22 protein-coding genes and 1 tRNA gene are annotated in these 24,680 nt (G+C 61.9%); 12 read left to right on the plus strand and 11 right to left on the minus strand.

The genetic code is table 11. The features are described 5' to 3' along the window. Positions 1-79: 79 nt before the first annotated feature. From M653_RS0106975 to M653_RS0106990, 4 genes are all read right to left on the minus strand, one after another. Positions 80-823 (minus strand): lysozyme inhibitor LprI family protein, encoded by a 744-nt coding sequence (locus tag M653_RS0106975; RefSeq protein ID WP_051442612.1) that lies wholly within the window; start codon positions 821-823, stop codon positions 80-82. 143 nt (positions 824-966) lie between these two features. Further along, positions 967-1,224, minus strand: coding sequence for a PepSY domain-containing protein (locus M653_RS0106980; RefSeq protein ID WP_027142686.1), 258 nt, complete (start codon positions 1,222-1,224; stop codon positions 967-969). A gap of 270 nt (positions 1,225-1,494) precedes the next feature. Beyond that, positions 1,495-1,569, minus strand: a tRNA-Val gene (locus M653_RS0106985). 139 nt (positions 1,570-1,708) lie between these two features. Beyond that, entirely contained in the window at positions 1,709-2,392 is a 684-nt protein-coding gene (locus tag M653_RS0106990; RefSeq protein WP_027142687.1) for a phosphoglycolate phosphatase, read from the minus strand. Positions 2,393-2,645: 253 nt separating this feature from the next. Between M653_RS0106990 and rpiA the strand changes: the two genes are divergently transcribed. The 3 genes from rpiA to gor all read left to right on the plus strand — a co-directional run bounded on the left by rpiA (position 2,646) and on the right by gor (position 5,495). Further along, on the plus strand, positions 2,646-3,377 hold the full coding sequence (gene rpiA, locus M653_RS0106995; RefSeq protein WP_027142688.1) for a ribose-5-phosphate isomerase RpiA: 732 nt from the start codon (positions 2,646-2,648) through the stop codon (positions 3,375-3,377). Continuing rightward, complete coding sequence (locus M653_RS0107000; protein ID WP_032935072.1) at positions 3,364-3,984, plus strand: DUF2059 domain-containing protein; 621 nt, start codon at positions 3,364-3,366, stop codon at positions 3,982-3,984. The genes rpiA and M653_RS0107000 overlap by 14 nt, the downstream gene beginning before the upstream one ends. 119 nt (positions 3,985-4,103) lie before the next feature. Next, positions 4,104-5,495, plus strand: a complete 1,392-nt coding sequence (gene gor / locus M653_RS0107005; protein ID WP_027142690.1) for a glutathione-disulfide reductase — start codon at positions 4,104-4,106, stop codon at positions 5,493-5,495. A 56-nt stretch (positions 5,496-5,551) separates the two neighbouring features. Here gor and mgtE read toward each other — a convergent pair whose 3' ends face one another. The 4 genes from mgtE to M653_RS0107030 form a co-directional block, all read right to left on the minus strand. Continuing rightward, a complete protein-coding gene (gene mgtE, locus M653_RS0107010) occupies positions 5,552-6,916 on the minus strand; it encodes a magnesium transporter (RefSeq protein WP_027142691.1) in 1,365 nt (454 codons plus the stop codon). A 271-nt stretch (positions 6,917-7,187) separates the two neighbouring features. Next, on the minus strand, positions 7,188-9,080 hold the full coding sequence (locus M653_RS0107015) for an ABC transporter ATP-binding protein/permease (RefSeq protein WP_027142692.1): 1,893 nt from the start codon (positions 9,078-9,080) through the stop codon (positions 7,188-7,190). 555 nt (positions 9,081-9,635) lie between these two features. Then, on the minus strand, positions 9,636-10,316 hold the full coding sequence (locus tag M653_RS0107025; protein WP_027142693.1) for a DsbA family protein: 681 nt from the start codon (positions 10,314-10,316) through the stop codon (positions 9,636-9,638). Positions 10,317-10,332: 16 nt separating this feature from the next. Continuing rightward, complete coding sequence (locus M653_RS0107030) at positions 10,333-12,153, minus strand: extracellular solute-binding protein (protein WP_027142694.1); 1,821 nt, start codon at positions 12,151-12,153, stop codon at positions 10,333-10,335. Between the two features lie 232 nt (positions 12,154-12,385). Here M653_RS0107030 and M653_RS0107035 point away from each other — a divergent pair, with 232 nt between their 5' ends. Continuing rightward, entirely contained in the window at positions 12,386-13,015 is a 630-nt protein-coding gene (locus M653_RS0107035) for an invasion associated locus B family protein (RefSeq protein WP_015317881.1), read from the plus strand. A gap of 79 nt (positions 13,016-13,094) precedes the next feature. Here the strand turns inward: M653_RS0107035 and hspQ are convergent, their stop codons facing one another. Both hspQ and M653_RS0107045 read right to left on the minus strand, forming a co-directional pair. Further along, on the minus strand, positions 13,095-13,418 hold the full coding sequence (hspQ, locus tag M653_RS0107040; RefSeq protein WP_027142695.1) for a heat shock protein HspQ: 324 nt from the start codon (positions 13,416-13,418) through the stop codon (positions 13,095-13,097). Positions 13,419-13,560: 142 nt separating this feature from the next. After that, positions 13,561-14,775, minus strand: coding sequence for a UbiH/UbiF family hydroxylase (locus M653_RS0107045; RefSeq protein ID WP_027142696.1), 1,215 nt, complete (start codon positions 14,773-14,775; stop codon positions 13,561-13,563). A gap of 113 nt (positions 14,776-14,888) precedes the next feature. Here M653_RS0107045 and M653_RS0107050 point away from each other — a divergent pair, with 113 nt between their 5' ends. From M653_RS0107050 to M653_RS0107085, 8 genes are all read left to right on the plus strand, one after another. Next, the gene (locus M653_RS0107050) at positions 14,889-15,776 is read left to right on the plus strand and encodes a DUF2182 domain-containing protein (protein WP_032935073.1); all 888 of its coding nucleotides are present in this window, start codon (positions 14,889-14,891) and stop codon (positions 15,774-15,776) included. Between the two features lie 13 nt (positions 15,777-15,789). Beyond that, complete coding sequence (locus M653_RS0107055) at positions 15,790-16,404, plus strand: DUF1326 domain-containing protein (RefSeq protein WP_027142698.1); 615 nt, start codon at positions 15,790-15,792, stop codon at positions 16,402-16,404. Then, on the plus strand, positions 16,401-17,219 hold the full coding sequence (gene pcsA / locus M653_RS0107060) for a phosphatidylcholine synthase (RefSeq protein ID WP_027142699.1): 819 nt from the start codon (positions 16,401-16,403) through the stop codon (positions 17,217-17,219). Before M653_RS0107055 ends, pcsA begins: the two co-directional genes overlap by 4 nt. A 27-nt stretch (positions 17,220-17,246) precedes the next feature. After that, the gene (locus M653_RS0107065) at positions 17,247-18,224 is read left to right on the plus strand and encodes a quinone oxidoreductase (protein ID WP_027142700.1); all 978 of its coding nucleotides are present in this window, start codon (positions 17,247-17,249) and stop codon (positions 18,222-18,224) included. Positions 18,225-18,436: 212 nt separating this feature from the next. After that, complete coding sequence (locus M653_RS0107070; RefSeq protein WP_032935074.1) at positions 18,437-20,014, plus strand: ABC transporter ATP-binding protein; 1,578 nt, start codon at positions 18,437-18,439, stop codon at positions 20,012-20,014. Then, positions 20,011-21,141 carry an ABC transporter permease gene (locus M653_RS0107075; RefSeq protein ID WP_027142702.1) on the plus strand — a complete coding sequence of 377 codons (1,131 nt, stop codon included), beginning with the start codon at positions 20,011-20,013 and terminating at the stop codon, positions 21,139-21,141. Before M653_RS0107070 ends, M653_RS0107075 begins: the two co-directional genes overlap by 4 nt. After that, entirely contained in the window at positions 21,141-22,061 is a 921-nt protein-coding gene (locus tag M653_RS0107080; RefSeq protein ID WP_027142703.1) for an ABC transporter permease, read from the plus strand. Before M653_RS0107075 ends, M653_RS0107080 begins: the two co-directional genes overlap by 1 nt. A gap of 51 nt (positions 22,062-22,112) precedes the next feature. Further along, on the plus strand, positions 22,113-23,180 hold the full coding sequence (locus M653_RS0107085) for a BMP family ABC transporter substrate-binding protein (protein WP_027142704.1): 1,068 nt from the start codon (positions 22,113-22,115) through the stop codon (positions 23,178-23,180). Positions 23,181-23,253: 73 nt separating this feature from the next. Here M653_RS0107085 and rimO read toward each other — a convergent pair whose 3' ends face one another. After that, complete coding sequence (gene rimO / locus M653_RS0107090; RefSeq protein WP_027142705.1) at positions 23,254-24,567, minus strand: 30S ribosomal protein S12 methylthiotransferase RimO; 1,314 nt, start codon at positions 24,565-24,567, stop codon at positions 23,254-23,256. Between the last annotated feature and the right edge of the window lie 113 nt (positions 24,568-24,680).

Below are 24,680 nucleotides of genomic sequence, written 5' to 3' on the forward strand. Positions count from 1 at the left end.
AGCCATCAATGGCGAATTGACGCAAGGGGAGACGGAAGACCTGGCCAGCGTCGTGGCCCGACGCAGGCGGACCAGCCACTCAGGCGCCGCCGCACATATGCTGCGAATCCGGCAGAGCCCAGGAGCCTTTCGCGACGAGGTCGACGGAATAATAGACCCGGCCACGGTCGTCGTCCTTGGGGCAGTCCCTGGGAATCGAGATCAAGCACATGACGACCGGTTCTCCAACCTTCGAGGCAGCCAATCCAGGCTCGCGATCATAGGAGACAGCCCCGCCACCATTGGTGAACGTGGCCGCGCTGCCCGCGTCGGGACTGGCCGTTTCCAGCGGATCGTCGCCGAGGCGCGTGGTAAGCGTCTTGATGTGCGTCGATGCGCATTGGCCGATTGCTAAGGGCAAGGGCTGATCGTTATGCCCGGGGTTTCGCCCGGCGGCTTCGAGCGCCTTCTTGCCAATCAGCGCGACGTTGTAGTCCTGCACCCAGGATGGCGCATTCCCATAGGTCTGCAAGGCGTTGTTAAGCGCGCTGACGATACAGGCCGTATCGCTCTTGCAGGCATTGCGGTCGGCGATCAGCCCGCGGGCAATCTTGCGCTTGTCGCCGCCGAACGCTGGCTCGAAACCCTTGTACGCCTTCGAAACCAGCAGATCGATCGCCGACAGTTGCGGGTCGGCGCAGATCGCTTTTTCCGCCGGCAGGCTTGCCTTGGCGCAGTCGAAGGACGGCCCATCGGCCCGCGCCCGAGAAACGGCAAGGAAACTGCCGGCTGGGACGATGGCGAGCACGGACAGCAAATAAGTTCTAACGAAACATCGCATCATGACCCCCAAGCCAATAGGATTGCCCAAGGCGCGGCCCCGCGCCGGCGCATAACATACCCCAAGGATAGACAATTTGGGCTCCCGTTTCGTCGTTGAGAATGCTCGTAGGTAGCGCATTCGCGACGAGGATATCCCTGCGAATCCTATTTTGGTTCGGCCGTCACAGGATCGAAGTCGATTTCGACCTTTGCCTTGTCCGAGGTGTAGTAGGTGACGGTGTAGCCGTCCTTGTCCCAGTCGACCTCTTTCACGTAGCGAAACCCGTCACGCTGCTCGACCTTGGCGATGATCTCCGACAGCTTCTTGGCATTGGGTGGCGGCAGCGGAGTTTCATCTGCGGCAAAGGCAGGCCCGGCGGCGAGAAGAACGGCGACGGAGGTCGCAAGCAGAAATCTGGACATGGTTTTCCCTCAAGTTTCGACGGAGGGAAACTCGCTGCCATGCAGGTTTGTTCCGCATATGGGCATGCCGGGTCACCGATCCAAGGATTTGCAGTTGCGGCAAGACAAGCGTCCTATGCCAAAACCCACGATGGCCGCTTCAATATTCATGGCGATGCAACATTGGCGTCATGTCGTCGTGCCTGCATCCCGACGTTTCAATGCCTGCGCAAAAAGGCAGAACGCTGAAGGGGCGGACTGTAGCTGCCGATGTGATGCCCAGCAAACAGATGGTGGGCGATGCAGGGATTGAACCTGCGACCCCACCCGTGTGAAGGGTGTGCTCTCCCGCTGAGCTAATCGCCCGCTCGTTGCCCGAAGGCCAAGCGAGCCGCGATATAAGGGAGGCCGGCCCGTTAAGTCAAGGCAGTGTCTGGTGTTCTCACACAGATCGGATTTGCGGTCCCGCCAGGGCCCGTTCCGGAGACATTTTCATCGCCGGCGCTCAGTGCGCGGCGGCGCCGATCAGCCCTTGCGCCAGATCGAGCGTCAATGCGTCAAAATGCGATATCACCGCCGAGGGCTCGAACTCGCGCACATGACGGTCGGTGTAGCCGAAGTCGACGGCGACGACAGGAATGCCGGCGGCCTTGGCGGTGTCGATATCTGTTTGCGAATCGCCCACCATCAAGGCGCGGTGCGGATCGCCGCCGGCCCGTTTGATGGTTTCGATCAGGTGACGCGGATCGGGCTTGCGGAACGCGAACGTGTCCTGCCCGGCAATTGCCGCGAAATGCCTGGTCAAGCCAAGCGCTTCGATCAGCGCCAGCGAGTTGGCTTCGTATTTGTTCGTGCAGATGGCCAGCAGATAGCCGGCCTTCTCAAAGCGGGCAATCGCCTCGATCACGCCGGGGTAGGGCCGGGATTTGCCCGGAATATTGTCGGTGTAGTGATCGAGGAACAGTTTCAGCAGCCGGTCGTGCTCCTCAACCTTGAGGGATCGTTGCTGCGCGGCATGCGCCCGTTCGATCATCACCCGGCCGCCATGGCCGACGAAGCGTCTGAAGCCGGCTTCGTCGACGGCTGCCAGTTGGCTGGCCGCCAGGCTGTGGTTGAGGCTGTCGAGCAGGTCCGGCGCCGTGTCAATCAGCGTTCCATCGAGGTCGAACACGATGATCGGGCGACTCATGATCCATCCTGCGCAGATTTGTGCATCGGCAGGCGATAGCGGCTGCGACGCTTTAAGGCAAGCAGACTGGTGGGGCCGCCGCCAAAGGCTTTGACCCGGCCGGCAAAAGTGCTAGGAGCCCGAAACGCTAAAGCGCGTTGCGTCGAAACGGACTCCCTGCGGCGCGCTTTGGGTCTTTGTTTCATGCATGTCGTTTCCCAAAACCGAGGTCACTTTTGGGCGGCATGCATTAGGTTTCGGGGCAGCAAACGGCATGGATGCGAGGCAATTGAAGGTCGAGGCCGCGCGGGCGGCCCTTGCCCAAGTCACCGACGGCATGCGGCTCGGCATCGGCACCGGCACCACTGCCGACGAGTTCGTGCGGCTGCTCGCCGACAAGGTTGCCTCCGGCATGACCATAACAGGCGTGCCAACGTCGGAACGCACCGCTGCGCTGTGCCGCGAACTCGGCGTGCCGCTGTCGACGCTGGAGGAAACGCCCGAACTCGATCTCACCGTTGACGGCGCCGACGAAGTCGACCCGGAGCTGACATTGATCAAGGGCGGCGGCGGTGCGCTGCTGCGTGAGAAGATCGTGGCCGCGGCCTCGCGGCGCATGATCGTCATCGCCGACCGTTCGAAGATGGTCGAGACGCTCGGCCGGTTTCCTCTTCCCGTCGAAGTCAACCGGTTCGGCCTGCGCGCGACCGAGATCGCCGTGGCCGTGGCGGCTGGAAATCTCGGCCTTTCCGGTCCGGTGACATTGAGGATGACGGGAGGCCAGCCTTTTGTTACAGACGGCGGCCATTTTATCCTCGATGCATCTTTTGGCCGCATTCCGGATACAAGAGCGCTTTCGAATGCTCTCCACGCCATTCCTGGCGTGGTCGAGCACGGTCTTTTCATCGGGCTGGCGTCAGCGGCCATCATCGCCGGCGGCGACGGTATCCAAACTGTCCATGCCGCCCGAAAACCAGGGAGTTCTACCGATCATGATGTTGCATAACCGGGTTCGCCGTCTTTCCGTCCTTGTGGCGGCTTCGGCCGTCTTCGCGTTCTCCTCGCCTGTCTTCGCGCAGGACGTCACGGAATCGCATCTGAAGGCCGCACGCGCCGCGGTTGCCGCGATCCACGCGACCGACCCGTTCGACAGCATCCTGCCGCAGGCCGCCGCGGCGCTCGAATCGCAGCTCATCCAGAAGAACCCTGACATGCAGGAGCTGATCGGCAAGACGATCAACGAGAAGGCACTGGCGATGGCCTCGCGCCGCGCGGATCTCGAGAAGGAAGCGGCTCTTGCCTATGCGAAAGTGTTTTCCGAAAAGGAACTCACCGACATCGCGGCCTTCTACAGCTCCGAGTCCGGCAAGAAGCTGCTCGACAGCGGCCCGACCGTGACGCGCGACCTCGTCAAGGCCGCCGACATCTGGCAGAACGGCGTAGCTCGCGATCTTGCCCAGCAGGTCGGCGAAACGCTGGCGGCGGCGGCAAAAGCGAAGGCGCCGGCTGCGCCTGCGCCCGCCGATGGCGCCGCTCCGGCCGACAATGCGGCCCCGGCGGATGGCGCCGCACCCGCGGACGGTTCGGCTCCCGCCGACGGCACGCAGAACTGATCCTGCATTTCAAACGCTGCCTTTGCGGCCATCTGTAAAGCCCGGCCTGTCCGGGCTTTTCTTTTGGTGGTTTGCGGCCTACCTGTCACTCACATTTTTGGCGTTCAAGGAGCCGCTTCATGGCCGGTTATGACTACGACCTCTTCGTCATCGGCGGAGGCTCCGGCGGGGTGAGGGCGGCACGGGTCGCGGCAGCGCTCGGCAAGCGCGTCGGCATCGCCGAAGAATACCGTTTTGGCGGCACCTGCGTCATCAGGGGCTGCGTGCCGAAAAAGCTCTATGTCTATGCCTCGCAATTTCCCGAGCATTTCGCCGACGCCGCCGGCTACGGCTGGACGGTGCCGGGAGCCAGTTTCGACTGGCAGACGCTGGTCGCCAACAAGGACCGCGAGATCAGCCGCCTGGAGGCGATCTACAAGAAGAACGTCGAGGGTTCGGGCGGCGAGACCTTTCATTCGCGGGCGATGATCGTCGACCCGCACGTGATCCATCTCCTGAGCGAGGACCGCACCGTCACCGCCGATCAGATCCTGATCGCCACCGGCGGCCGTCCGGCGGCGCATCCGGCACTGCCCGGCCACGAACACTGCATCTTCTCCAATGAGGCTTTCGACCTCAAGGAACTGCCGAAGACGATTATGATCGAGGGCGGCGGCTATATCGCGGTCGAGTTCGCCAACATCTTTCACGGGCTCGGCGTCGACACCACGCTGGTCTATCGCGGCAAGGAAATTCTTGGCCGCTTCGACATGGATCTGCGGCGCACGCTGCATGAGACGATGGAAAAGAAGGGGATAAAAATCCTTTGCCATTCCGTCTCCGAATCGGTCAGCAGGCGGCCGGACGGGCGGCTCGACGCGCAGCTCATCAGCGGGCAGGTGCTGACGGTCGACCAGGTGATGCTGGCCATCGGCCGCATCCCCAACAGCGAGAATATGGGCCTGGAGGGCATAGGCATCGAGATGGCCGCCGCGACCGGTGCGATCAAGGTCGACCGGTATTCCCGCACCAACATCGACAATATCTGGGCGATTGGCGATGTCACCAACCGCGTACAGCTGACGCCGGTGGCGATCCACGAAGCGATGTGCTTCGTCGAGACGGCGTTCAAGGGCAATCCGACGGCGCCCGACCACGACACGATCGCGACCGCCGTCTTCTCGCAACCCGAAATCGGCACGGTCGGCCTATCGGAAGACGAAGCCGTCAAGCGCTTCGCCGATATCGAAATCTACCGCGCCAGCTTCCGGCCGATGCGGCACACGCTGTCGGGCCGTGACGAAAAGATGATGATCAAGCTGGTCGTCGACGGCGCTTCGCGCAAGGTTCTCGGCGCCCACATACTGGGGCCGGATGCCGGGGAAATGGCACAGTTGCTCGGCATCCCCCTGAAAGCGGGGCTGACCAAGGATGATTTCGACCGCACCATGGCCGTGCATCCGACCGCGGCAGAAGAGCTCGTCACCATGTACAAGCCGACCTACCGGGTGAAGGACGGCGAGCGCATCTGACGCCTCGCCTGTCGACGCGCCGCCGCCAGCCTTGGCCGGCGGCGGTAGTCAAACCGCTACAGCAGAGTGCCGCGCAGAATGACCAGCGCCACTGAGAAATAGATCACCAGTCCGGTGACATCGACCAGCGTGGCGACGAACGGCGCGGATGCGCTGGCGGGGTCGAAACCGACCCGTTTCAGGGCGAAAGGCAGCATCGACCCCGACAGCGAGCCGAAGGTGACGATGCCGACCAGTGCGGCGCCGACAGTCGTGGCGATCAGCGGCCAGTGCGGGCCATAGTCGTAGAAGCCCATATATTGCCAGAGCGCGATGCGGCAGACGCCGACGACGCCGAGCATGGCGCCGAGCACGAGACCGGTAGGCAATTCGCGCAACGCCACCCGCCACCAGTCGCGCAGGCCGATCTCGCGCAGTGCCAGCGCACGGATGACCAGCGAGGTCGCCTGCGAGCCGGAATTGCCGCCGGAGCTCATGATCAGCGGGATGAACAGCGTCAGCACGATCGCTTTCTCCAGCTCGCCCTCATAGCTTTGCATCGCATTGGCCGTCAGCATCTCGCTGATGAACAGCGCGCAGAGCCAGCCGCCACGCTTCTTGATCATGGCGAGGAAGCTCATCTTCATATACGGCTCGTCCAGAGCCTCCATGCCGCCGAAGCGATGCACGTCCTCCGTGGTCTCCTCGATCATCGTGTCGATGATGTCGTCGATGGTGACGATGCCGAGGATCTTGCCGTGGTCGACGACCGGAACGGCGAGCAGATCGTATTTGGAGATCGTCTGCGCCAGGTTTTCGCGGTCGATCAGCGGGCTGACCGTCACCGGCATGCGGTCGGGCGCCACCGACAGGATCGAGTCGTCCGGCTCACCGGCGATGAGCCGACGCAAGCCCGTCGACCGCACCAGGAGGTGTGTTTGCGGATCGACGATGTAGATTGCATACACGGTCTCGCGCGTCCGCTCGACCTTGCGGATGTAATCGAGCGTGCGTCCGACGGTCCAGTCGGAGGGAACGCTGACGAACTCCGTCGTCATGATCGAGGCGGCGCTGCCTTCAGGATAGCCCAGAATGGAAAGCAGGGTCGCGCGTAGCGGCGGCACCAATGCGCCGAGCAGCTCGGAGCGTGCCGGATCTTCGAGCTCGCGCAGGATGTCGGCCGCGCGGTCGACCGACATGGCGGTGAGCAGCTTGCTCGCCTTGGGACGGGGCAGGGCCTCCGCCAGTTCGGGCGCGCCCTCAAGCTCAGGCTGATCGAAAATCTCGACCAGCCGTTCGAAGGGTACGGCGCAAAGCAGCTCCGTCGCGGTTTCGCGCGATTCATGATTGAGCGCCTCGACAACGTCGGCGACGTGGTCATTGGCAAGGATGCAGGCGATGGCGATGGCCTCGTCGTCCGCTACCGGGGAAAAATCGTTCATGGTTCACTCCTTGCCGTCCGGCAGGACATGAACCATTCAGGTCACGTCTAGGCGGACGGCGGTTGCGTTCGACTGTGACTGTCGCCAGGCATGGCGCGGTGACCTTTCCGCTTGCGGGTTCGCTTTTGACTGTCTGCAAGCCGGCGCAACATAGGAGCGCGCCTTGCCGAGTCAATCGCGGTGAGGAAGGAAAACAGTGCCGAACGGCGCCGATCGCGAGACTGTGATCACCGTGTGCCGTTCAACGCGACAAGTCCCGGTGACGTCGTCGTTATTTCTGCTTCAGCCGACGCGAGAACCGCGTCCATTTGTCCTCTACCGGCCTTGGCTGGGCCAGGATCGTGGTGAGTTCGAGAGGCAGGCTCGGGGCGAGCGGCTTCTTCGTGGCGACGCCGTCGGCAATCAAGACCATCGAGTGGTAGAACTCGGTGCCGGCAGCCGATCTCGGCGCCACGGCTTCGTGCATGACACTGATCACCGTCACATCCGGGCAGTTGTCCTTGATGGCCTGGTGGAAGGCAATCTTGCCGTCAGGGTCGAGAGCACCGGTCGCCTCATCGAGGAACAACAGTCCCGGCTGCTGCAGTATGATACGAGCCACCACCAACTTCTGTTTCTGGCCGCCCGACAGGACCTGATCCCAGCTTTTGCCCTCGCGGCTTTCATTGGCCATGTGTTCGATGAAATCGCCAAGGCCAGCCTTGTGCAGCGCCGACGCGACCTGGGCATCGCCATGATCGCGTTCGGAGCCGGGCAGGCAGACCAGCTGCTTCAGTGATACCTGCGGCAGCTTGACCTCCTGGGCGGCATAAAAACTCTTCACGCCCTCGGGGAAGACGATAGTGCCGCGGCCGTAGGGCCACAAACCGTTGATCGCCTTGATCAGCGAGGTCTTGCCGCAACCGGATTCGCCCTTCAGGAAGGTCCATTCGCCGCGCCGGAAGCGCAGGTTGGCGGAGCTGAGGAATGGCGTCGCGTCCTCGCCCTGATGCGCCAGCTCCAGCTTCTGGATGGTCAGGCCGAAAACCGGATTCTGGCTGGCGTAGTGGAAGTCGGAACGGCCGCTCTGGCTGTAGAATTCCTGTGGGTGCTGGACATTCTCGATCGCGTTGGCGAGCTCCGTCACACGCTGGCTATTGGCGCGAAGCGTGGCGATGGCGGGCATGACGTGAATGAACCACGAACACTGGCTGATGAGTTGGCCCACCATTTCAGAGCCGGTGATGTAGCCTTTATAGTCCAGGCGGCTGTGGATGAACGGCACCAGGCCAGGAGCATAGGCCACAATACGGGCGCCGATGAAATTGTAGATCAACTCGAACGACATATAGCTGGTGTTGACGACATTCAGCCGTCCCCAGGTGCGATCGATGTCGACATAGAGCCGGTCGTGCATCATTTTCTGCACGCCCTCGCCATGTGAGGCGGCGACATGGAAGCTGCGGCGCAGAAATGTCGTCAGTTCGCTACGATAGCTTCCCTCGGCCTTCTGCATGCGAATATTGAGACGTTCGAGCAGGCTGCCGAGCTTGACCGCGATCCAGGTGTTGAGGGGCACGTAAGTGGCAACCGCGAGGAGGGCCAGAACAGCGCTGCCATAGCTGCCAAGAAACTCCAGACCTTTGACCTCCACCGACGACTGCAGCAGGTTCTGGCCGATAAAGTAGAGCGAAGTCGCCAGCCCCAGCACGCCCATGGCGAGGCCGATCGCACCGCCGGTCATGTCCTTGATCGATTCCTGGATGCGCTGGTCGACATTGTCGGGCGCAACGATGCCGCCGTCCGCGGAACCATGTTGAGCATGGAAATGAGTATGGTTGCCGTCGAGCAAGGCCTGGTTGAATTTGTCATTCAGCCAGCCACGCCATTTGCGGTGCAAGGTTGCCGAGACGAGATTGCGAATACCGGTGAAGCCGGCATCCTTGAGCAGGACGAGCAGCACCAGCACGCCGGCGTTGGTCAGGATTGTCTCCAGCGGACGGGTGTTGGCGGCGTCGTGCAGGAAGGCAATTGAATTCACCAATTCGCCCGAAGCCATGGCGAACCACACGCTGGCCTTACTGGACAGCGCGGTGAGCAGCGCGATCACCAGCGTCAGCGTCCAGGCTTCCTTCCAGCGGTCCGAGACCCAGTAGGCCCGCATGAGCCCCCAGAAATTGCGCATCGAGGATACCGGCGTCAAATGCGACTGCCCTGCGGCGTCGCGGTGTAGTCCATCCGGTACTGACTCTTGCGATCGTCTGCCGATCCGAATCACGATCCCGCCCAAACCTTTTTTGTTTTGTTACGGATGGTAACACCAATTGATCATTTTCCATTAATTTTAAACCGGGCCGATCAGAAAGCCGCCGCGGCCGTTGCCCTGAGGCAACAGATTTAAGATCGAATTGACATCAAAATCGTGGATGATGATCAGAACATTTCAAGGAATTTCAGCCGTTTAGGCACCACGGCCGTGGCCGCGGTAGATCTTCCCTTAGGGAAGCTTCGTACACGGCTTTGTGACTCAAAAGTCGTGTGAGGCGGGGGATTTTCTTACTGGGCCTGGCCAGAATTCCCGAAATACCCTGCCCTCAATGTCTGATTCCTTGCCGCAGCGACGTCGCCAAACTCGCCTGTCCCGTCATCAACCAAGGGGTTGATCCGCACCAGCGCGCCAACGGTGGCTGGTTCTTTCATCAGCAAGGCCAAAATGGCGGCGAAGTGGCGTCTGCTGGCCTCAGTCGGCCTTTTCCAATTCACCACGCCCCTTGGCCGCCGCGACCTGACGGATCGCATCAGCCAACGTGTCCGCGTCCTGCGCGCCCATCACGGCATATTTACCCTCGAGCAGGAAGCACGGCACGCCTGTGATGCCCATGCGCGAAGCGGTGGCGATTTCCGTGCGAACCGCTTCGACATCGGCGTCGCTCGGCAAGAGCGTTTCAACAACCGAGGCGTCCATGCCGGCCTTGCGGGCAGCTTCGACCAGCACCGTATGGTCGCCGATGTTGACGCCTTCCTCGAAATTCAGCTGGAACAGGCGGCGCACCAGCCGGTTCTGAACGTCCTCGCCGGCAGCACCGGCCCAGCGAATCAACCGATGCGCGTCGAGCGTGTTTGGGGCCACCTTTATGGCGTCAAAGGCAAAGGAAATGCCCTCGGCCTCGCCAAGCGGCTCGATGCGGGCATGAATTTCGCTAATGCGCTCGTCGCTGCCAAACTTGGCCAGCATGTATTCGTGGCGGTCCTTGCCTTGCGGCGGAATGGTCGGATCGAGCTGGAACGGCCGCCAGCGTATATGAACTTCGACGTCTCCGGCCGCGGCGACCGCCTTGTCCAGCCGCTTCTGGCCGATGAAGCACCACGGGCAGACGACGTCCGACACCACATCGACGGTTATGGCGTTCGCTTCGCTCATCTCTATCTCCGGGTTTTCAGTTCGGTTTGCGCCACCAGGTCGGCAACTGGTAACCGAATATGGGCGTCTTTCGCGGATGTTCCAGATAATTCCAGTAAGCAAGCCACTGCTGCGTGTTGTATTGCATCGGCACCATGTAATTGCCGGAGATCAGCAGCCGGTCGAGAACGCGAACCGCCGCGACGTAATCCTCCTTCGAACGGGCTCGCAGCATTGCGTCGATGGCGGCATCGATCGCCGGATCGGCGACGCCGGCGAGATTGAACGATCCTTCTGTCCTGGCCGCGGCGGACGACCAGCGCCCGATCTGCTCGATGCCAGGGGACAACGAATTGTTGAAGCCGCTGGAGCCGATCAGGACTTCGAAATCGAAACGCTGCTTGCGCGACTGGATCTGGTCGCCATCGAGGCTGCGGATGCTGACGTTGATGCCGATCTTCTCCAATGTGCGCTGGTAGATGCCGGCCAGACGCTCTTCGTCCTGCGAGGCGGTCAGGATCTCGAAACCAAAAGGTTTGCCATCGGGATCGATCATCGTGCCATTGTTCACGTGGTAGCCGATGCTTTTCAGAAGGTCGAAAGCGATCTTCAGCACCTTGCGGTCCTGGCCCGAACCGTCTGTCACCGGCGGTTTCCAGGTGCCGTCCATGACGTCGGCCGGCACGCGGCCGGGGTAGGGCGCCAGAAGCGCCTTTTCCCTGTCGTCAGCCGGATGGCCGAGCGCGGAAAGCTCGGAATTTTGCCAATAGCTCATCGTGCGCGTGTACTTGCCGCCGAACAGATTTTTGTTGGCCCATTCGAAATCGTAAAGCATGCCGAGCGCGCGCCGAACCACCGGGTTGGAAAACTTCGGCAACCTCGTGTTGAACAGAAAACCGGTCACGACAGGCGGAATGCCAGTGTCGAAGGTTTCAGAAACCACGTCACCCCTATGGAAGGCGGGAAAGTCGAGGTCGCGCTCGCGTTTCACGGGATCGCCGTCGTCGTCGATGGCGCAAAGCCCCTTCTTGAAGGCTTCGAGCTTGGCGTTGGCGTTGAGAAAATACTCGATGGTGATCTGATCGTAATTGTCGAAACCCCGCTTGGCGGGAACGCCGTTGCCCCAATAGTCGGGGTTGCGCTTGAAGACGATGCGCTGGCCGGGCGTCACCTGCGCGATCCTGTAGGGACCGCTTCCGATCAACGGCTTCAGCGTCGTTCTGTCGAAAGTGTCGATGTCGAAAGCGTGCTTGGGGATGATCGGCGTCAGCGCGATGATCAGGGGAAACTCACGATCGGCCTTGTCGTTGAAGGTGAAGCGCACGCTATGGTCGCCGGTCTTTTCGAGCTTGGCGATCCTGGCCATGCGGTCGCTGTAGGGTGGGCGGCCTTTCTGCGTATAGGCATCGTAAGTGAACAGCACGTCTTCCGGCGTCACCGGCTGACCATCCGACCATTTGGCATTCGCGTTGAGATGGAACTCGATGCTCTGGCGCTCGGGGTCCATGTCGGCGGTGTCGGCCAAAAGCCCGTAGAGGGTAAAAGCCTCGTCGGCACTGCGCTGCATCAGCGGCTCGAAGACCAGATTGCCGAAGATCGTGTCCATCATGCCGCGCGCCGTCGTGCGCAGGCTTTTCAGGATGAAAGGGTTCAGATTGTCGAAGCTGCCGACCACGCAATAAGTGATGCTGCCACCCTTCGGAGCGTCGGGATTGACGTAGCTGAAATGGGTGTAGTCCGGCGGCAGGGCCGGTTCGCCCTGCATCGCAATCGCGTATTTCGGCTCCGACAGCGCCGGTGGCGACGACAGGGTGAAAAACGATAGTGCGGTGACCAGCCAAACAAGAACGCGGCCCATGACCGTCTCCTTAACAGGTCGGCTTGATGATTCGGTCCGCACCCTAGCATGGGGCAACTGCGTGGCGGCCAATGGCGTCGTCAAGAATTACAAGTGAGCGGGCTGGATTCGACGCCGCTTGCAGTGTAACACGCCGTCCGAAGTCATTCTGTTGCCTCATTTTGGCAACAGGTAGCTGGACCACACGGCACGAAGAAGCCGGTCCCGGGATCATTGAGAGGAAGTACACGACATGACGAGCCTGAACAGCAACGCGTACCGCCTGTCGGTCATGGCCGCAGGCGTGGTTGGCTTTCTCGGCGCAGGACTTCCCTCTGCTTCCGCGCAGCAGCAGCCGCAGATTCCGCAGGGCTGGTTCAAGGCCTGCACCAAGCAGGAAGATGTCGACATCTGCAATGTCCAGAACATCGTCACCGCTGGCAATGGCCAGCTCGTCACCGGCGTCAGCCTGATCGAGCTCAAGGGCAAGGTGAACCGCAAGGTGTTCCAGGTGACGGTCCCGACCGGTCGCCTCGTGCCTCCCGGCATCGGCCTGCAGATCGACACCGGCAAGGCGCAGAAGCTCGACTATGTTATCTGCTTCCCGGATCGTTGCGTGGCCGAAGTGCCGCTGACCGACCAGCTCGTCGCCTCGTTCAAGAAGGGTCAGGGGATCACGCTGACCTCGATCAATTTCCAGAACCAGGCCAACCCGATCAAGATCGCGCTGCAGGGCTTCAGCGGCGCCTATGACGGCCCCCCGCTGCAGCAGTCGGACATCGAGGACCGGCAGAAGAAGCTCCAGGACTTCGTCGCCAAGAACAACCAGGACTTCGCCAAGAAGCTCAAGGACGAGCAGGACAAGGCGAAGACCGCGAACTGATCCGCCATCGGGGTCATTATCGAGTCAAAAAAAGCGGGGTCATGCCCCGCTTTTTCTGTCCGTCTCAGTATGCCGGAAGTCAGTGCCTGGACTGTCGTTTCGGCGCGTAGCGCCCATCCGGCTTCTTGTCGAACATTTCCTTGATCTGCGGATGGCGGACGGGTTCTCCCGACTGATCCTCGAGCAGATTCTGCTCTGAGACATAGGCGATGTATTCGGTTTCTGAATTCTCGGCGAGCAGGTGGTAGAACGGCTGGTCCTTGCGCGGCCGCACGTCAGCGGGGATGGCTTCGTACCATTCGTCGGTGTTGGCGAATTGCGGATCGACGTCGAAAATGATGCCTCGGAACGGGAACAGCCGGTGGCGAACCACCTGTCCGATCGCGAATTTGGCCGTTTTCATCGTACTCACCACTGAATTCCTTGACTTTATTTGGCGCAGACTCCGCATCAATTCAATCCCGGGCGTCTGAGCGCCTTCAAAATACGCGGAATGCGCAACAAAGGTTTTGGATGAACGTACCGCGGCAAAGCCCGCAAAATCGCTACCGCTGCCGCGTCGGCTTCCGAAGGCCGCCCGCAAGGGCCGCAAAGCCGCTGCCGGGACGCAGCCCTTCGCGCATGAAAAAGGCGCGAAGCGGTGCAAAACCACCAAGCACGCCGAGACCGACGACACGCGCCATTTGCGCCGGCAACATATCGGAAAGAAGCGACACGTTGAGCAGATTGACCGCGCTACTCCGCGCGAGGATGTCAGGCCGGCGTTTGAAATCATAGGCTGCAAGGGCCTCAGCAGCGCCGGGATCTCCGCGATTTTCCGTTGCGATTCCAACCAGATCGTCGATATCCCTGATGCCTAGGTTGAGGCCTTGCGCACCGATCGGCGGGAATACGTGCGCGGCTTCACCGACAAGCGCCATCCGTCGCGCCGCGAAACGCAGAGGGGTCACCGTCGACAATGGATAAATCTGGCGGCCCGGCTCCACGGTTACCCGGCCGAGCATCGATTGCATCTTTCGTTCGATCCGCAGCGAGAGCGTTGCGTCGTCCAACGCGGCAAGCTCCCTGGCGGTCTCGGGCTTGACCACCCAGACAAGGCTGGAGCGATTGCCCGGCAGCGGAACCTGCGTGAACGGGCCAGTCTCGGTATGGAACTCCGTCGAGGTGAAGCCATGTTCGCGGCTGTGGCCAAAATTGAGGACGAGCGCCGCCTGAGGGTAGGCGCGCGCCGCCGTCGAGATGCCCGCGGCCTCGCGGGCCGACGACAGGCGGCCATCGGCGGCGACCGCAAGGGATGCATCGATTTCGCTGCCGTCGGCCAGCGCGGCATGAGCTTTGGCGGCGCCGAGATGCCAGGTCTTCACCATCGATCTGCGCCATTCGATCCCGGAATGCTCGGCCACCTTGCCGGCAAGCGCGGGTCCAAGGACACTGTTGGGCAGGTTCAGGCCAAACTGTTCCTCGTCGATCTCGCTGGCGCGGAAAGTGACGACGGGACTGCGGATCAGCCGGCCGGTCGCATCGACAATGCGCATCACCTTCAAGGGTGCGGCCTTGGACTCGATGTCCTGGAGCACGCCCAGCCGTTCGAGCACTTTCAGCGCAGGCGTCATGAGCGCCGTGGTGCGGCCATCGGGAGCCGAAACCTCGGGCCCGGCAATCGTCACCGGAAAACCGGCATCGGCGAAGGCAAGTGCGGCGATCAATCCCGCCGGCCCCGTGCCTGCGATCAGTATCCGCGCTGTTTCCTGATGCTCCAAGATCGGTTTCCGGCTTGCTGTGCGAGGCGGCCATCAGACCTGCCAGTCAAGAGACGCATATAGGGCAGATCATGCGGCTTGATCAACGCGGCGATTCGGCCCATTCGAGTGGAATGACCGGCCAACAGGATGATTTCAGCCACCTCGATCGTGCCGGCCGCGCCACGGCAAACGTCGCGCGCAACCCGCGCTTGACGGTCAACGTCGTCGTCGGTGCAAGCATCGCACTGGCCTGGCTGCTGCTTGCCGCGATTGCGATTCGCGGCGCCGAAGCCCAGATCAGCGCGCCAGGCGATGCTTTGTTGCGTAATTTGCCGCAACTGCCGTTACCGGCCGTCCTCGAACGGTTCTTCGCGCTCTGCCTTTCACCAGCGCCGCTCGACGCAAGCATTGGCCCGCATACCCTGGCGCTCATCCTCATGTGGTTTCTCATGGCGATCGCCGCGATGCTGCCATCCGCGGCACCAATGATCCGCATTTATTGCGAGATCGCCGATACGGCGCGGATCAAAGGGGAGTCAGTCGTCCATCCGCTGGTGCTGGTTGCCGGCTACCTCTGCGTCTGGCTTGCCGCCTCGATGCTGTTTGCGGCACTGACACTTGCCGTCCACGCATTCGCCGCCTCCGGCGGGATATTCGATCCGGTGCTTGGCGTTGCTGGTGGGCTCGCCTTGCTGGTTGCCGGCCTCTACCAGTTCAGCGGCCTCAAGGAGGCCTGCCTGACGAAATGCCGGAACCCGTTCTCGATCCTGTTTTCGAACTGGAGTGCCGAGACCGTCCGCGTATTTCGGCTCGGCGCCGCGCAAGGCATCTGGTGCCTGGGATGTTGCTGGGCATTGATGCTGGTGATGTTCGCCGTGGGCGTGATGAATGTCTTCTGGATGGCGCTGATCGGTGTGTTCACCCTGATTGAAAAACAGACGACGGGCAGTCTTCCAACCCGGCTGGCTGGTGCGATACTGCTTGTCTGGGCAGCCGCGCTGCTAGTAGTCTCGCTATGAGTGGGGAAATTCGATGGCAGATCAAAGCTGGGCAATGAAAGGAGAGCTCGTACTCTCCTGCAATTGCACCGTTTTTTGCCCTTGCGTGTTGTCGCTTGGCAGTCATCCTCCGACCGAGGGCTATTGCCAGACCTGGGCGGGTTTTCGTATCGACGCTGGGCATTTCGGCGAGGTCGACCTCTCCGGCCTCAATCTTGGGCTGATCATGGAAATCCCCGGTTACATGAGCCGCGGCAACTGGACCGCGGGCCTGTTCATCGACATCAGAGCCTCGGTCTACGCGGTCAAGGCATTGACCAAGATCTTCACCGGCAAGGCCGGCGGGACGACGTCGCTGCTCTCGATCCTCGTCGGCAAATTCCTGGGCGTCGAACAGGTGCCGATTACCTACGAGACGCGGGACAAGACGCGTATTGTCCAGATACCGAAGATCATCGACGGGGCGGTCACGCCAATCGCGGGCAAGGACCGCGAGAAGGATACGGTGATCACGAATTCCGAATACTGGATCGCGCCGGAGATCATCGTGGCGAGGTCCGACAAGAGCAAGATGCGCGCCTTTGGCCGCAATTGGAATTTCGCCGGCCGCTCGGCCGAAATCTGCAAGCTGGATTGGCGGGGCCCGTGAGAAAGAACACAAAGGCCCGGAAAATCGCCGAGAAGATCACCGAGCGGATTCCGCGACCGAAGAAGAAGGTAACCTGGCCGCAGGCGCGCGCGTTTTCGGTGCATCTGCTGACCGCCTCCGGTTCGTTCCTGGCTTTCCTGTCGCTGGTCGCGGCGAGCGAGGAGCGCTGGACGGCCATGTTCTGGTGGCTCGGACTGGCGCTGTTCGTCGATGGCATCGATGGGCCGATCGCCCGAAAGCTGGAGGTCAAGGAAATCCTGCCGACCTGGTCCGGCGAACTCCTCGACAACATTATCGACTATGTGACCTACGTGCTGATCCCGGCCTTCGCGCTCTACCAACGGGGCTTCATGGGCGAAGGCCTCTCGTTCCTTTCGGCCGCCATCATCGTCGTGTCGAGCGCGATCTACTATGCCGACACCGGCATGAAGACGAAGGAGAACTTCTTCAAGGGATTCCCCGTGGTCTGGAACATGGTGGTGTTCACTCTATTCGTCATAGAACCGGGACAATGGGTTTCGTTCGCCGTGGTCGTGGTGGCCGGTATTCTGACTTTTGTCCCGATAAACTTCATCCATCCGGTGCGGGTGGAGCGGCTGCGGCCGATCAATCTCGGCATGACACTGTTGTGGTGCGCCTTTGGCGCGCTTGCGCTCGCGCAGGCGGCGCTCGCCGCCTTCTACGACCAGATCGGCGTGCTGGGCGAGCAGGTCGGCACTTTCACCAAGATCGGCATTACCGTTACCGGGCTCTATCTTGCAACCATTGGTGGCCTCATGCAGTTCTTTCCAAACCTCGGCGCCAAAAAGGCCTGACCAGCCGCTTTTCAAGGAATCCCGTCCATGTCCAAAGCGATCCGCATCCATGCCAATGGCGGCCCGGAAGTCCTGACCTATGAAGACGCCGATCCCGGCCAGCCGGGTTCGGGCCAGATCCTGATCAGGCATACCGCGATCGGTCTCAACTTCATCGATGTCTATCATCGCTCGGGCCTCTATCCGCCGCCCGGAGGGTTTCCGCTCATTCCGGGCAGCGAAGCCGCCGGCATGGTGCTGGAAGTCGGCCAGGGCGTCGACTGGCTGAAGCCCGGCGACCGGATTGCCTATGCCGTGACGACGGGCGCTTATGCGCAAGAGCGCGTCATCGATGCCAGCAAGGTCGTCAAGGTGCCGGACGGCATCAGCGACGAACAGGCGGCCGCCATGATGCTGAAGGGCATGACCGCGGAATATCTGCTGCGCCGAACCTTCAAGGTAAAGGCAGGCGACACGATCCTGTTTCATGCAGCGGCCGGCGGCGTCGGGCTCATTCTGGGCCAGTGGGCGAAGCATCTCGGGGCGACGGTCATCGGCACCGCCAGCTCTGCCGACAAGATCGAACTGGCCAAGGCACACGGTTTCGATCACGTCATCAACTACAAGGAGCAGGATTTCGTCGCCGGCGTCGCCGCTATCACCGGCGGCAGGAAATGCGACGTTGTCTATGATTCCGTGGGCAACGACACATTTCCGGCCTCGCTCGACTGCCTCAAGCCGCTCGGTATGTTCGTCAGCTTCGGGCAGTCTTCCGGACCCATCCCGCCGTTTTCGATGTCGCTGCTGGCGCAGAAGGGCTCGCTGTTTGCCACGAGGCCGACGCTGTTCGTCTACAATGCTAAACGCAAGGATCTCGACGCCTCCGCCGCCGCACTGTTCGAGGTTGTGCTCAGTGGTGCTGTCGAGATTAAGATCAATCAGCGCTATGCGCTGAAGGACGCGGGCAAGGCACATCAGGATCTTGAAGGACGTAGAACGACAGGCACGACCGTCCTGGTTCCCTGACGACAGCCTGGGTTTTCAGCGTCCTGCCGCAGCGGCGGGCATGGTTTGCACGAAAAGCCGGCCAGCCGTATCCTTGTGCGAGAAGGGCTAATCTTTACCCTTGAGTTTCCGCTGAAATTCTTGAAGCTCTTTCAAGTTGCGTGCTGCTTTCGCACGAGAGCCGGCCGCGCATACGATGCTTGCGGGAACACAGAACATGTCCGGTAATCCGGATGGGAGGCACTGTGAGTGCAAATCATGATGGGGCGAACCTGCTTGAGGTTCGTGGCCTGACCAAGATATTCGGCACGTTGACGGCGTGCGACCATATCGACCTCAACATCGCCAAAGGTGAAATCCACGCTTTGCTCGGCGAGAACGGCGCCGGCAAGTCGACGCTGGTCAAGATGCTGTTCGGCTCGCTGGAGCCCAATTCGGGCGAGATTTTCTGGAACGGCCAAGCGGTGCGGATCACCAGCCCTGGCGCCGCCAAGAAGCTCGGCATCGGCATGGTGTTCCAGCATTTTTCGCTGTTCGAGGCGCTGACGGCTGCCGAGAACATCGCGCTGTCGCTGGATGACGGCTCGCCGATCAGCAGCATCGCGGCCAAGGCGAGGGCGCTTTCCTACAGCTACGGCCTGCCGCTCGATCCGGAATCGCTGGTCGGCGACCTTTCGGTCGGTGAGCGCCAGCGCATCGAGATCATCCGCTGCCTGTTGCAGACGCCACAACTCATCATCCTGGATGAGCCGACATCGGTACTGACGCCACAGGAGGCCGACAAGCTGTTCGAGACGTTGGAACGGTTGCGCTCGGAAGGCAAATCGATCCTCTACATTTCGCACCGGCTCGAAGAGGTCAAACGCATCTGCGACCGCGCCACGGTGCTGCGGCACGGCAAGGTGGTCGGTCACTGCAATCCGCGCGAGCAGACCGCTTCATCGCTCGCCCGCATGATGGTCGGCAGCGAGGTGCAGGCGGTGGTGCGGGCGCCGGTCGAGGGGATCGAAACCGCGCAGCCGCTGCTCGAAATCCGCGGCCTCAACCGCAAGCCGGCAACGCCGTTTTCCATTCCGCTCAAGAACATCAGCCTCAATGTCCGCGCCGGCGAGGTGATTGGCATTGCCGGCGTCGCCGGAAACGGCCAAGGCGAGTTCTTCGAATCCGTCTCCGGCGAGGTTTTGCAGCAGGATACCGCCTCGGTGCGCATACGTGGCAAGGACGCCGGCGGCCTCACCATTACCGGGCGGCGCCTGCTGGGGGCTGCCTTCGTGCCGGAGGAGCGTCTCGGCCATGGTGCCGCGCCGCGCATGAAACTCTCGGAAAACCTCCTGCTGTCGCGCCATGCCACGGACGGCAAGGCCTTTGTCGGCACCGGTGGCATGGTCAGGAGCGGCGCCGTCTACGCCGCTTCGCAACGCATCATCGAGGCGATGGATGTGCGCAAAAGCGCGCCGGATCCCGAAGCAGCGGCACTTTCGGGCGGCAATCTGCAGAAATTCATCGTCGGCCGCGAACTCGACCGCCGGCCAAGCGTCATGGTGGTGAACCAGCCGACATGGGGCGTCGACGCCGGTGCCGCCGCCCACATTCGCCAGGCCCTGATCGAGCTCTCTCGCAGCGGATCGGCCGTACTGGTGATCAGCCAGGATCTGGACGAGCTGTTCGAGATATCGGACGCGATCGCGGTCATGCACAATGGCGAATTGTCCAAGCCGATGCCGATCGCCGAGGCGACTTTCGAGAAGGTCGGCCTGTTGATGGGCGGCGCCGAACCCGGCCACGCCGAACACACGCTGGAGACGGCATGATGCGCCTCGAACTCGTCAAACGCCCGCAGCGCTCGGCGCTGTTTTCGATGCTGTCGCCGTTCATCGCCTTCGCGCTGACCATCATCGCCGGAGCCATTATGTTCGCGCTGCTCGGCGTCAACCCGCTCAACGCATTCAAGATCTATTTCATCGAGCCGATCAGCCAGGTCTGGCAATTGCATGAGCTGGCAATCAAGGCCGCGCCGCTGATCCTGATCGCTGTCGGCTTGTCGGTCTGCTACAAGGCCAACATCTGGAACATCGGCGCCGAAGGCCAGTTCATCTTCGGCGCAATCTTCGGCTCCATCATTCCCGTGCTGTTTCCGCAATTCGAGGGCCCGCTGGTGCTGCCGCTGATGCTTCTGCTCGGTATGGTCGGCGGTGCGGCCTACGCGGCGATCCCGGCCTTGCTGAAGACCCGGTTCAATACCAACGAGATCCTGACCAGCCTGATGCTGGTCTATGTCGCGCAGCTGTTCCTCGACTGGCTGGTGCGCGGTCCCTGGCGCGATCCGCAGGGACACGGCTTTCCGCAGACGATCCAGTTCGGCGACTCGGCCGTGCTGCCGGAGCTGATGCCCGATGCCGGGCGAGCCAATTGGGGCTTCGTCTTCGCCCTGGTTGCGGCGGTGCTGATCTGGATCCTGATGGGCCGCATGCTCAAGGGTTTCGAGGTCCGCGTGCTGGGCTCCAGTCCGAGGGCAGGGCGGTTCGCCGGCTTCGGCCTGAACCGCATGGTATTCTTCGCCTTCCTGCTGTCGGGCGCGCTGGCCGGCCTTGCCGGCATCTCGGAAGTCTCCGGTGCCATTGGGCAACTGCAGCCCGTGATTTCGCCCGGCTATGGCTTCACCGCCATCATCGTGGCCTTCCTTGGCCGCCTCAATCCGCTCGGCATCGTCGCCGCGGGCCTGGTTCTGGCGCTGACCTATCTCGGCGGCGAGGCGGTGCAAAGCGCGCTCGGCATTTCCGACAAGGTGGCGAGGGTGTTCCAGGGCATGCTGCTGTTCTTCGTGCTCGGTTGCGACACGCTCATTCATTACCGCATCCGATTGATCGGCCTGGCGCTGACCAAACAGGAAGCCCCCGCGAAGCTCGAGGCCGCGCCAAAGTTGAAGGAAGCCCGCTGATGGACATTACCGTCAACATCCTCCTGACCATCGCAACGGCGGCGACGCCGCTTTTGATCGCGGCGATCGGCGAATTGGTGGTCGAGCGCTCCGGCGTGCTCAATCTCGGTGTCGAAGGCATGATGGTCATGGGCGCCGTCGGCGGCTTCGGAGCCGGCTATCTGACCGGATCTCCCTGGGTCGGCCTCCTGGCAGCGATCGCCGTGGGCGCGCTTTTCTCCCTGCTGTTCGCCGTCATGACGCTGTCGCTGGCCACCAACCAGGTGGCGACCGGCCTGTCACTGACGCTGCTCGGGCTCGGCCTTTCCGGCATGATGGGAACGCGCTTCGTCGGCCAGCCTGGCGTCAGGCTGCCCAACCTCGACATTCCCGGCCTCAGCTCGATTCCGGTCGTGGGCAGGCTGCTCTTTGGCCAGGACCCTGTGTTCTACATTTCGATCGCGCTGACGGCCGCGGTAATGTGGTTCCTGTTCAAGACGCGTACCGGGCTGACGCTGCGTTCGATCGGCGACAGCCACACATCGGCGCATGCGCTCGGCATCAAAGTCATCCGCTACCGCTACCTGGCGGTCATCTTCGGCGGCGCCTGCGCCGGTCTTGCCGGCGGGCATCTGTCGCTGGTCTACACGCCGCAGTGGGTCGAGAACATGTCCGCCGGCCGCGGCTGGATCGCGCTCGCACTGGTGGTGTTCGCATCCTGGCGGCCGTGGCGGGTGCTGGCCGGCGCCTATATCTTCGGCGCGGTCTGGATCGGCCAGCTTCATGCACAGGCTTTTGGCATTCCGGTGCCCTCGCAGATGCTTTCTTCTCTGCCCTATCTGGCAACCGTCGTGGTTCTCGTTCTAATCTCGCGCAACAAGCGTCTGACGATGATGAACACGCCGGCCTCCCTGGGGCAGCCATTCGTTCCGGATCGTTGACAACAACAAAAAGACGGGAAGCTCCAAGGCTTAACACAGAGAGGTAACACAATGAAAAAACTGCTTATTGCCCTGATGACGACGACAGCGGCTTTGTCGCTGGCGGCGTCGGCAGAGGCCGCCGACAAGTTGAAGGCCTGCTGGGTCTATACCGGCCCGATCGGCGATTTCGGCTATTCCTACCAGCACGACCAGGGCCGTCTCGAGGTCGAGAAAGCGCTCGGCGACAAGGTCGAAACCGCCTATCTGGAGAACGTCTCCGAAGGTCCCGACGCCGACCGGGCTTTCGAGCGTCTGGCGCGCGAAGGCTGCAAGATCATCTTCGGCACCTCGTTCGGTTTCATGGACGCCGAAGTGAAGGTCGCCAAGAAGTTTCCCAAGGTGATGTTCGAGCACGCCACCGGATACAAGACGGGGGACAATCTCGGCATCTACAATGCGCGCTTCTATGAAGGCCGCTACGTGCTCGGCCAGATCGCCGCCAAGGAATCGAAGTCCGGCGTCGCCGGCTACATCGTCTCCTTCCCGATCCCCGAAGTGGTGATGGGCATCAACTCCTTCATGCTCGGCGCGCAATCGATCAATCCGAACTTCAAGGCCAAGATCGTCTGGGTGAACTCGTGGTTCGATCCGGGCAAGGAAGCCGACGCCGCCAAGGCTCTGTTCGACCAGGGCGCCGACATCATCGTCCAGCACACCGACTCGACCGCTGCGCTGCAGGTGGCCGAAGAGCGCAAGCTGCACGGCTTCGGCCAGTCGTCCGACATGATCAAGTTCGCGCCGAACGCGCAGCTGACCTCGCTGACCGACGAGTGGGGCCCTTATTATATCAGCCGCGTGCAGGCAGCCATCGACGGCTCCTGGAAGCCGGACAATGTCTGGCTCGGCATCAAGGACGGCGCGGTCAAGCTCGCGCCCTACACCAACATGCCTGATGACGTGAAGGCGATGGCCGAAGCGACCGAAAAGAAGATCGCCGGCGGCTGGAATCCCTTCACCGGACCGATCGCAAAGCAGGACGGCTCGGCATGGCTGAAGGACGGCGAGGTCGCCGACGACGGCACGCTGCTCGGCATGAATTTCTACGTCAAGGGCGTCGACGACAAGCTGCCGCAATAAGCAGCGGATCACCTCGGATACTGAGAGGGCGCCGCGAGGCGCCCTTTTCATTTGTCGGGAAAGCGAGGAAGGGTCAGACGGCCGAACCGTAGAGATCATAGGCGTCGGCGCGCTCGACCTTGACGGTGACGATGTCGCCGGCGCGCAACGGCCGGCGCGACTGGATGTGGACCGAGCCGTCGATCTCAGGCGCGTCATATTTGGTGCGGCCCTTTGCCGAGTTCCCGTGCGCTTCGTCGATCAGCACCGGCAGCCGTTTGCCGACCTTCCTGGCCAGCTGCGTCGCCGAGATCTTCTGCTGGCGCTGCATGAAGCGATGCCAGCGCGCCTCCTTGATCTCCTGCGGAACCTGCTCGAGCCCAAGGTCGTTGGAACGGGCGCCCCTGACCGGCTCGTATTTGAAGCAGCCGGCGCGATCGATCTTCGCTTCATCCAGCCAATCGAGCAGCATCTCGAAATCGTCGTCCGTTTCGCCGGGGAAGCCGACGATGAAGGTCGAGCGGATGGCGAGATCCGGGCACACGTCGCGCCAGCCGCGAATGCGCTCAAGCGTCTTTTCGCCGTGGGCGGGCCTGCGCATGTTCTTCAGCACCTGCGGTGAGGCATGCTGGAAGGGGATATCCAGATAGGGAAGGATTTTTCCCTCGGCCATCAGGGGGATGACGTCGGCGACATGCGGGTAGGGGTAGACATAATGCATGCGAACCCAGATGCCGAGCTTGCCCAGCTCCTCCGAGAGATCGAGGAATTTCGCCCGCACTTCGCGGTCGCCGAACATGGACGTCTGGTACTTGATGTCGATGCCGTAGGCGCTGGTATCCTGCGAGATGACGAGGAGTTCCTTGACGCCGGCCTTGGCCAGTTTTTCGGCTTCGCGCAGCACATCGGCCGCCGGCCGCGAGACGAGATCTCCGCGAAGTGCCGGGATGATGCAGAAGGTGCAACGGTTATTGCAGCCTTCCGAAATCTTCAAATAGGCATAGTGGCGCGGCGTCAGCTTGACGCCTTGCGGTGGCAGGAGGTCGATGTAGGGATCGTGCGAGGGAGGGGCAGCCTCATGGACGGCGGCCATCACGCTCTCATAGGCCTGCGGCCCCGTGATCGCCAGCACGTTGGGGTGCTTCTCGCGGATCACGTCCGGCTCGGCGCCCAGACAGCCGGTGACGATGACCCTGCCGTTTTCCGAAAGCGCGGAGCCGATGGCGTTGAGCGACTCGTCGCGAGCGGAATCAAGGAAACCACAGGTGTTGACGACAACGAGGTCGGCGCCATCATGCTTGCGGGCGATCTCGTAGCCCTCGGCCCGCAGACGCGTGATGATGCGCTCGGAATCCACGAGCGCCTTCGGGCATCCAAGGCTGACGAAACTGACGCGAGGGGCGGACATAGGCAAGTTTCCGATGGGGGCACGGGCCGAAACGGTGCCCCGGCCTCAAGTCGCTGTAAATGTCGGTCTGTGGCGCATGGCCGGAGCCAATACGCGCGGCGCAATAGCACGGG

It is taken from the genome of Mesorhizobium sp. WSM3626 (genome assembly GCF_000513935.1).
GTDB lineage: Bacteria > Pseudomonadota > Alphaproteobacteria > Rhizobiales > Rhizobiaceae > Mesorhizobium > Mesorhizobium salmacidum.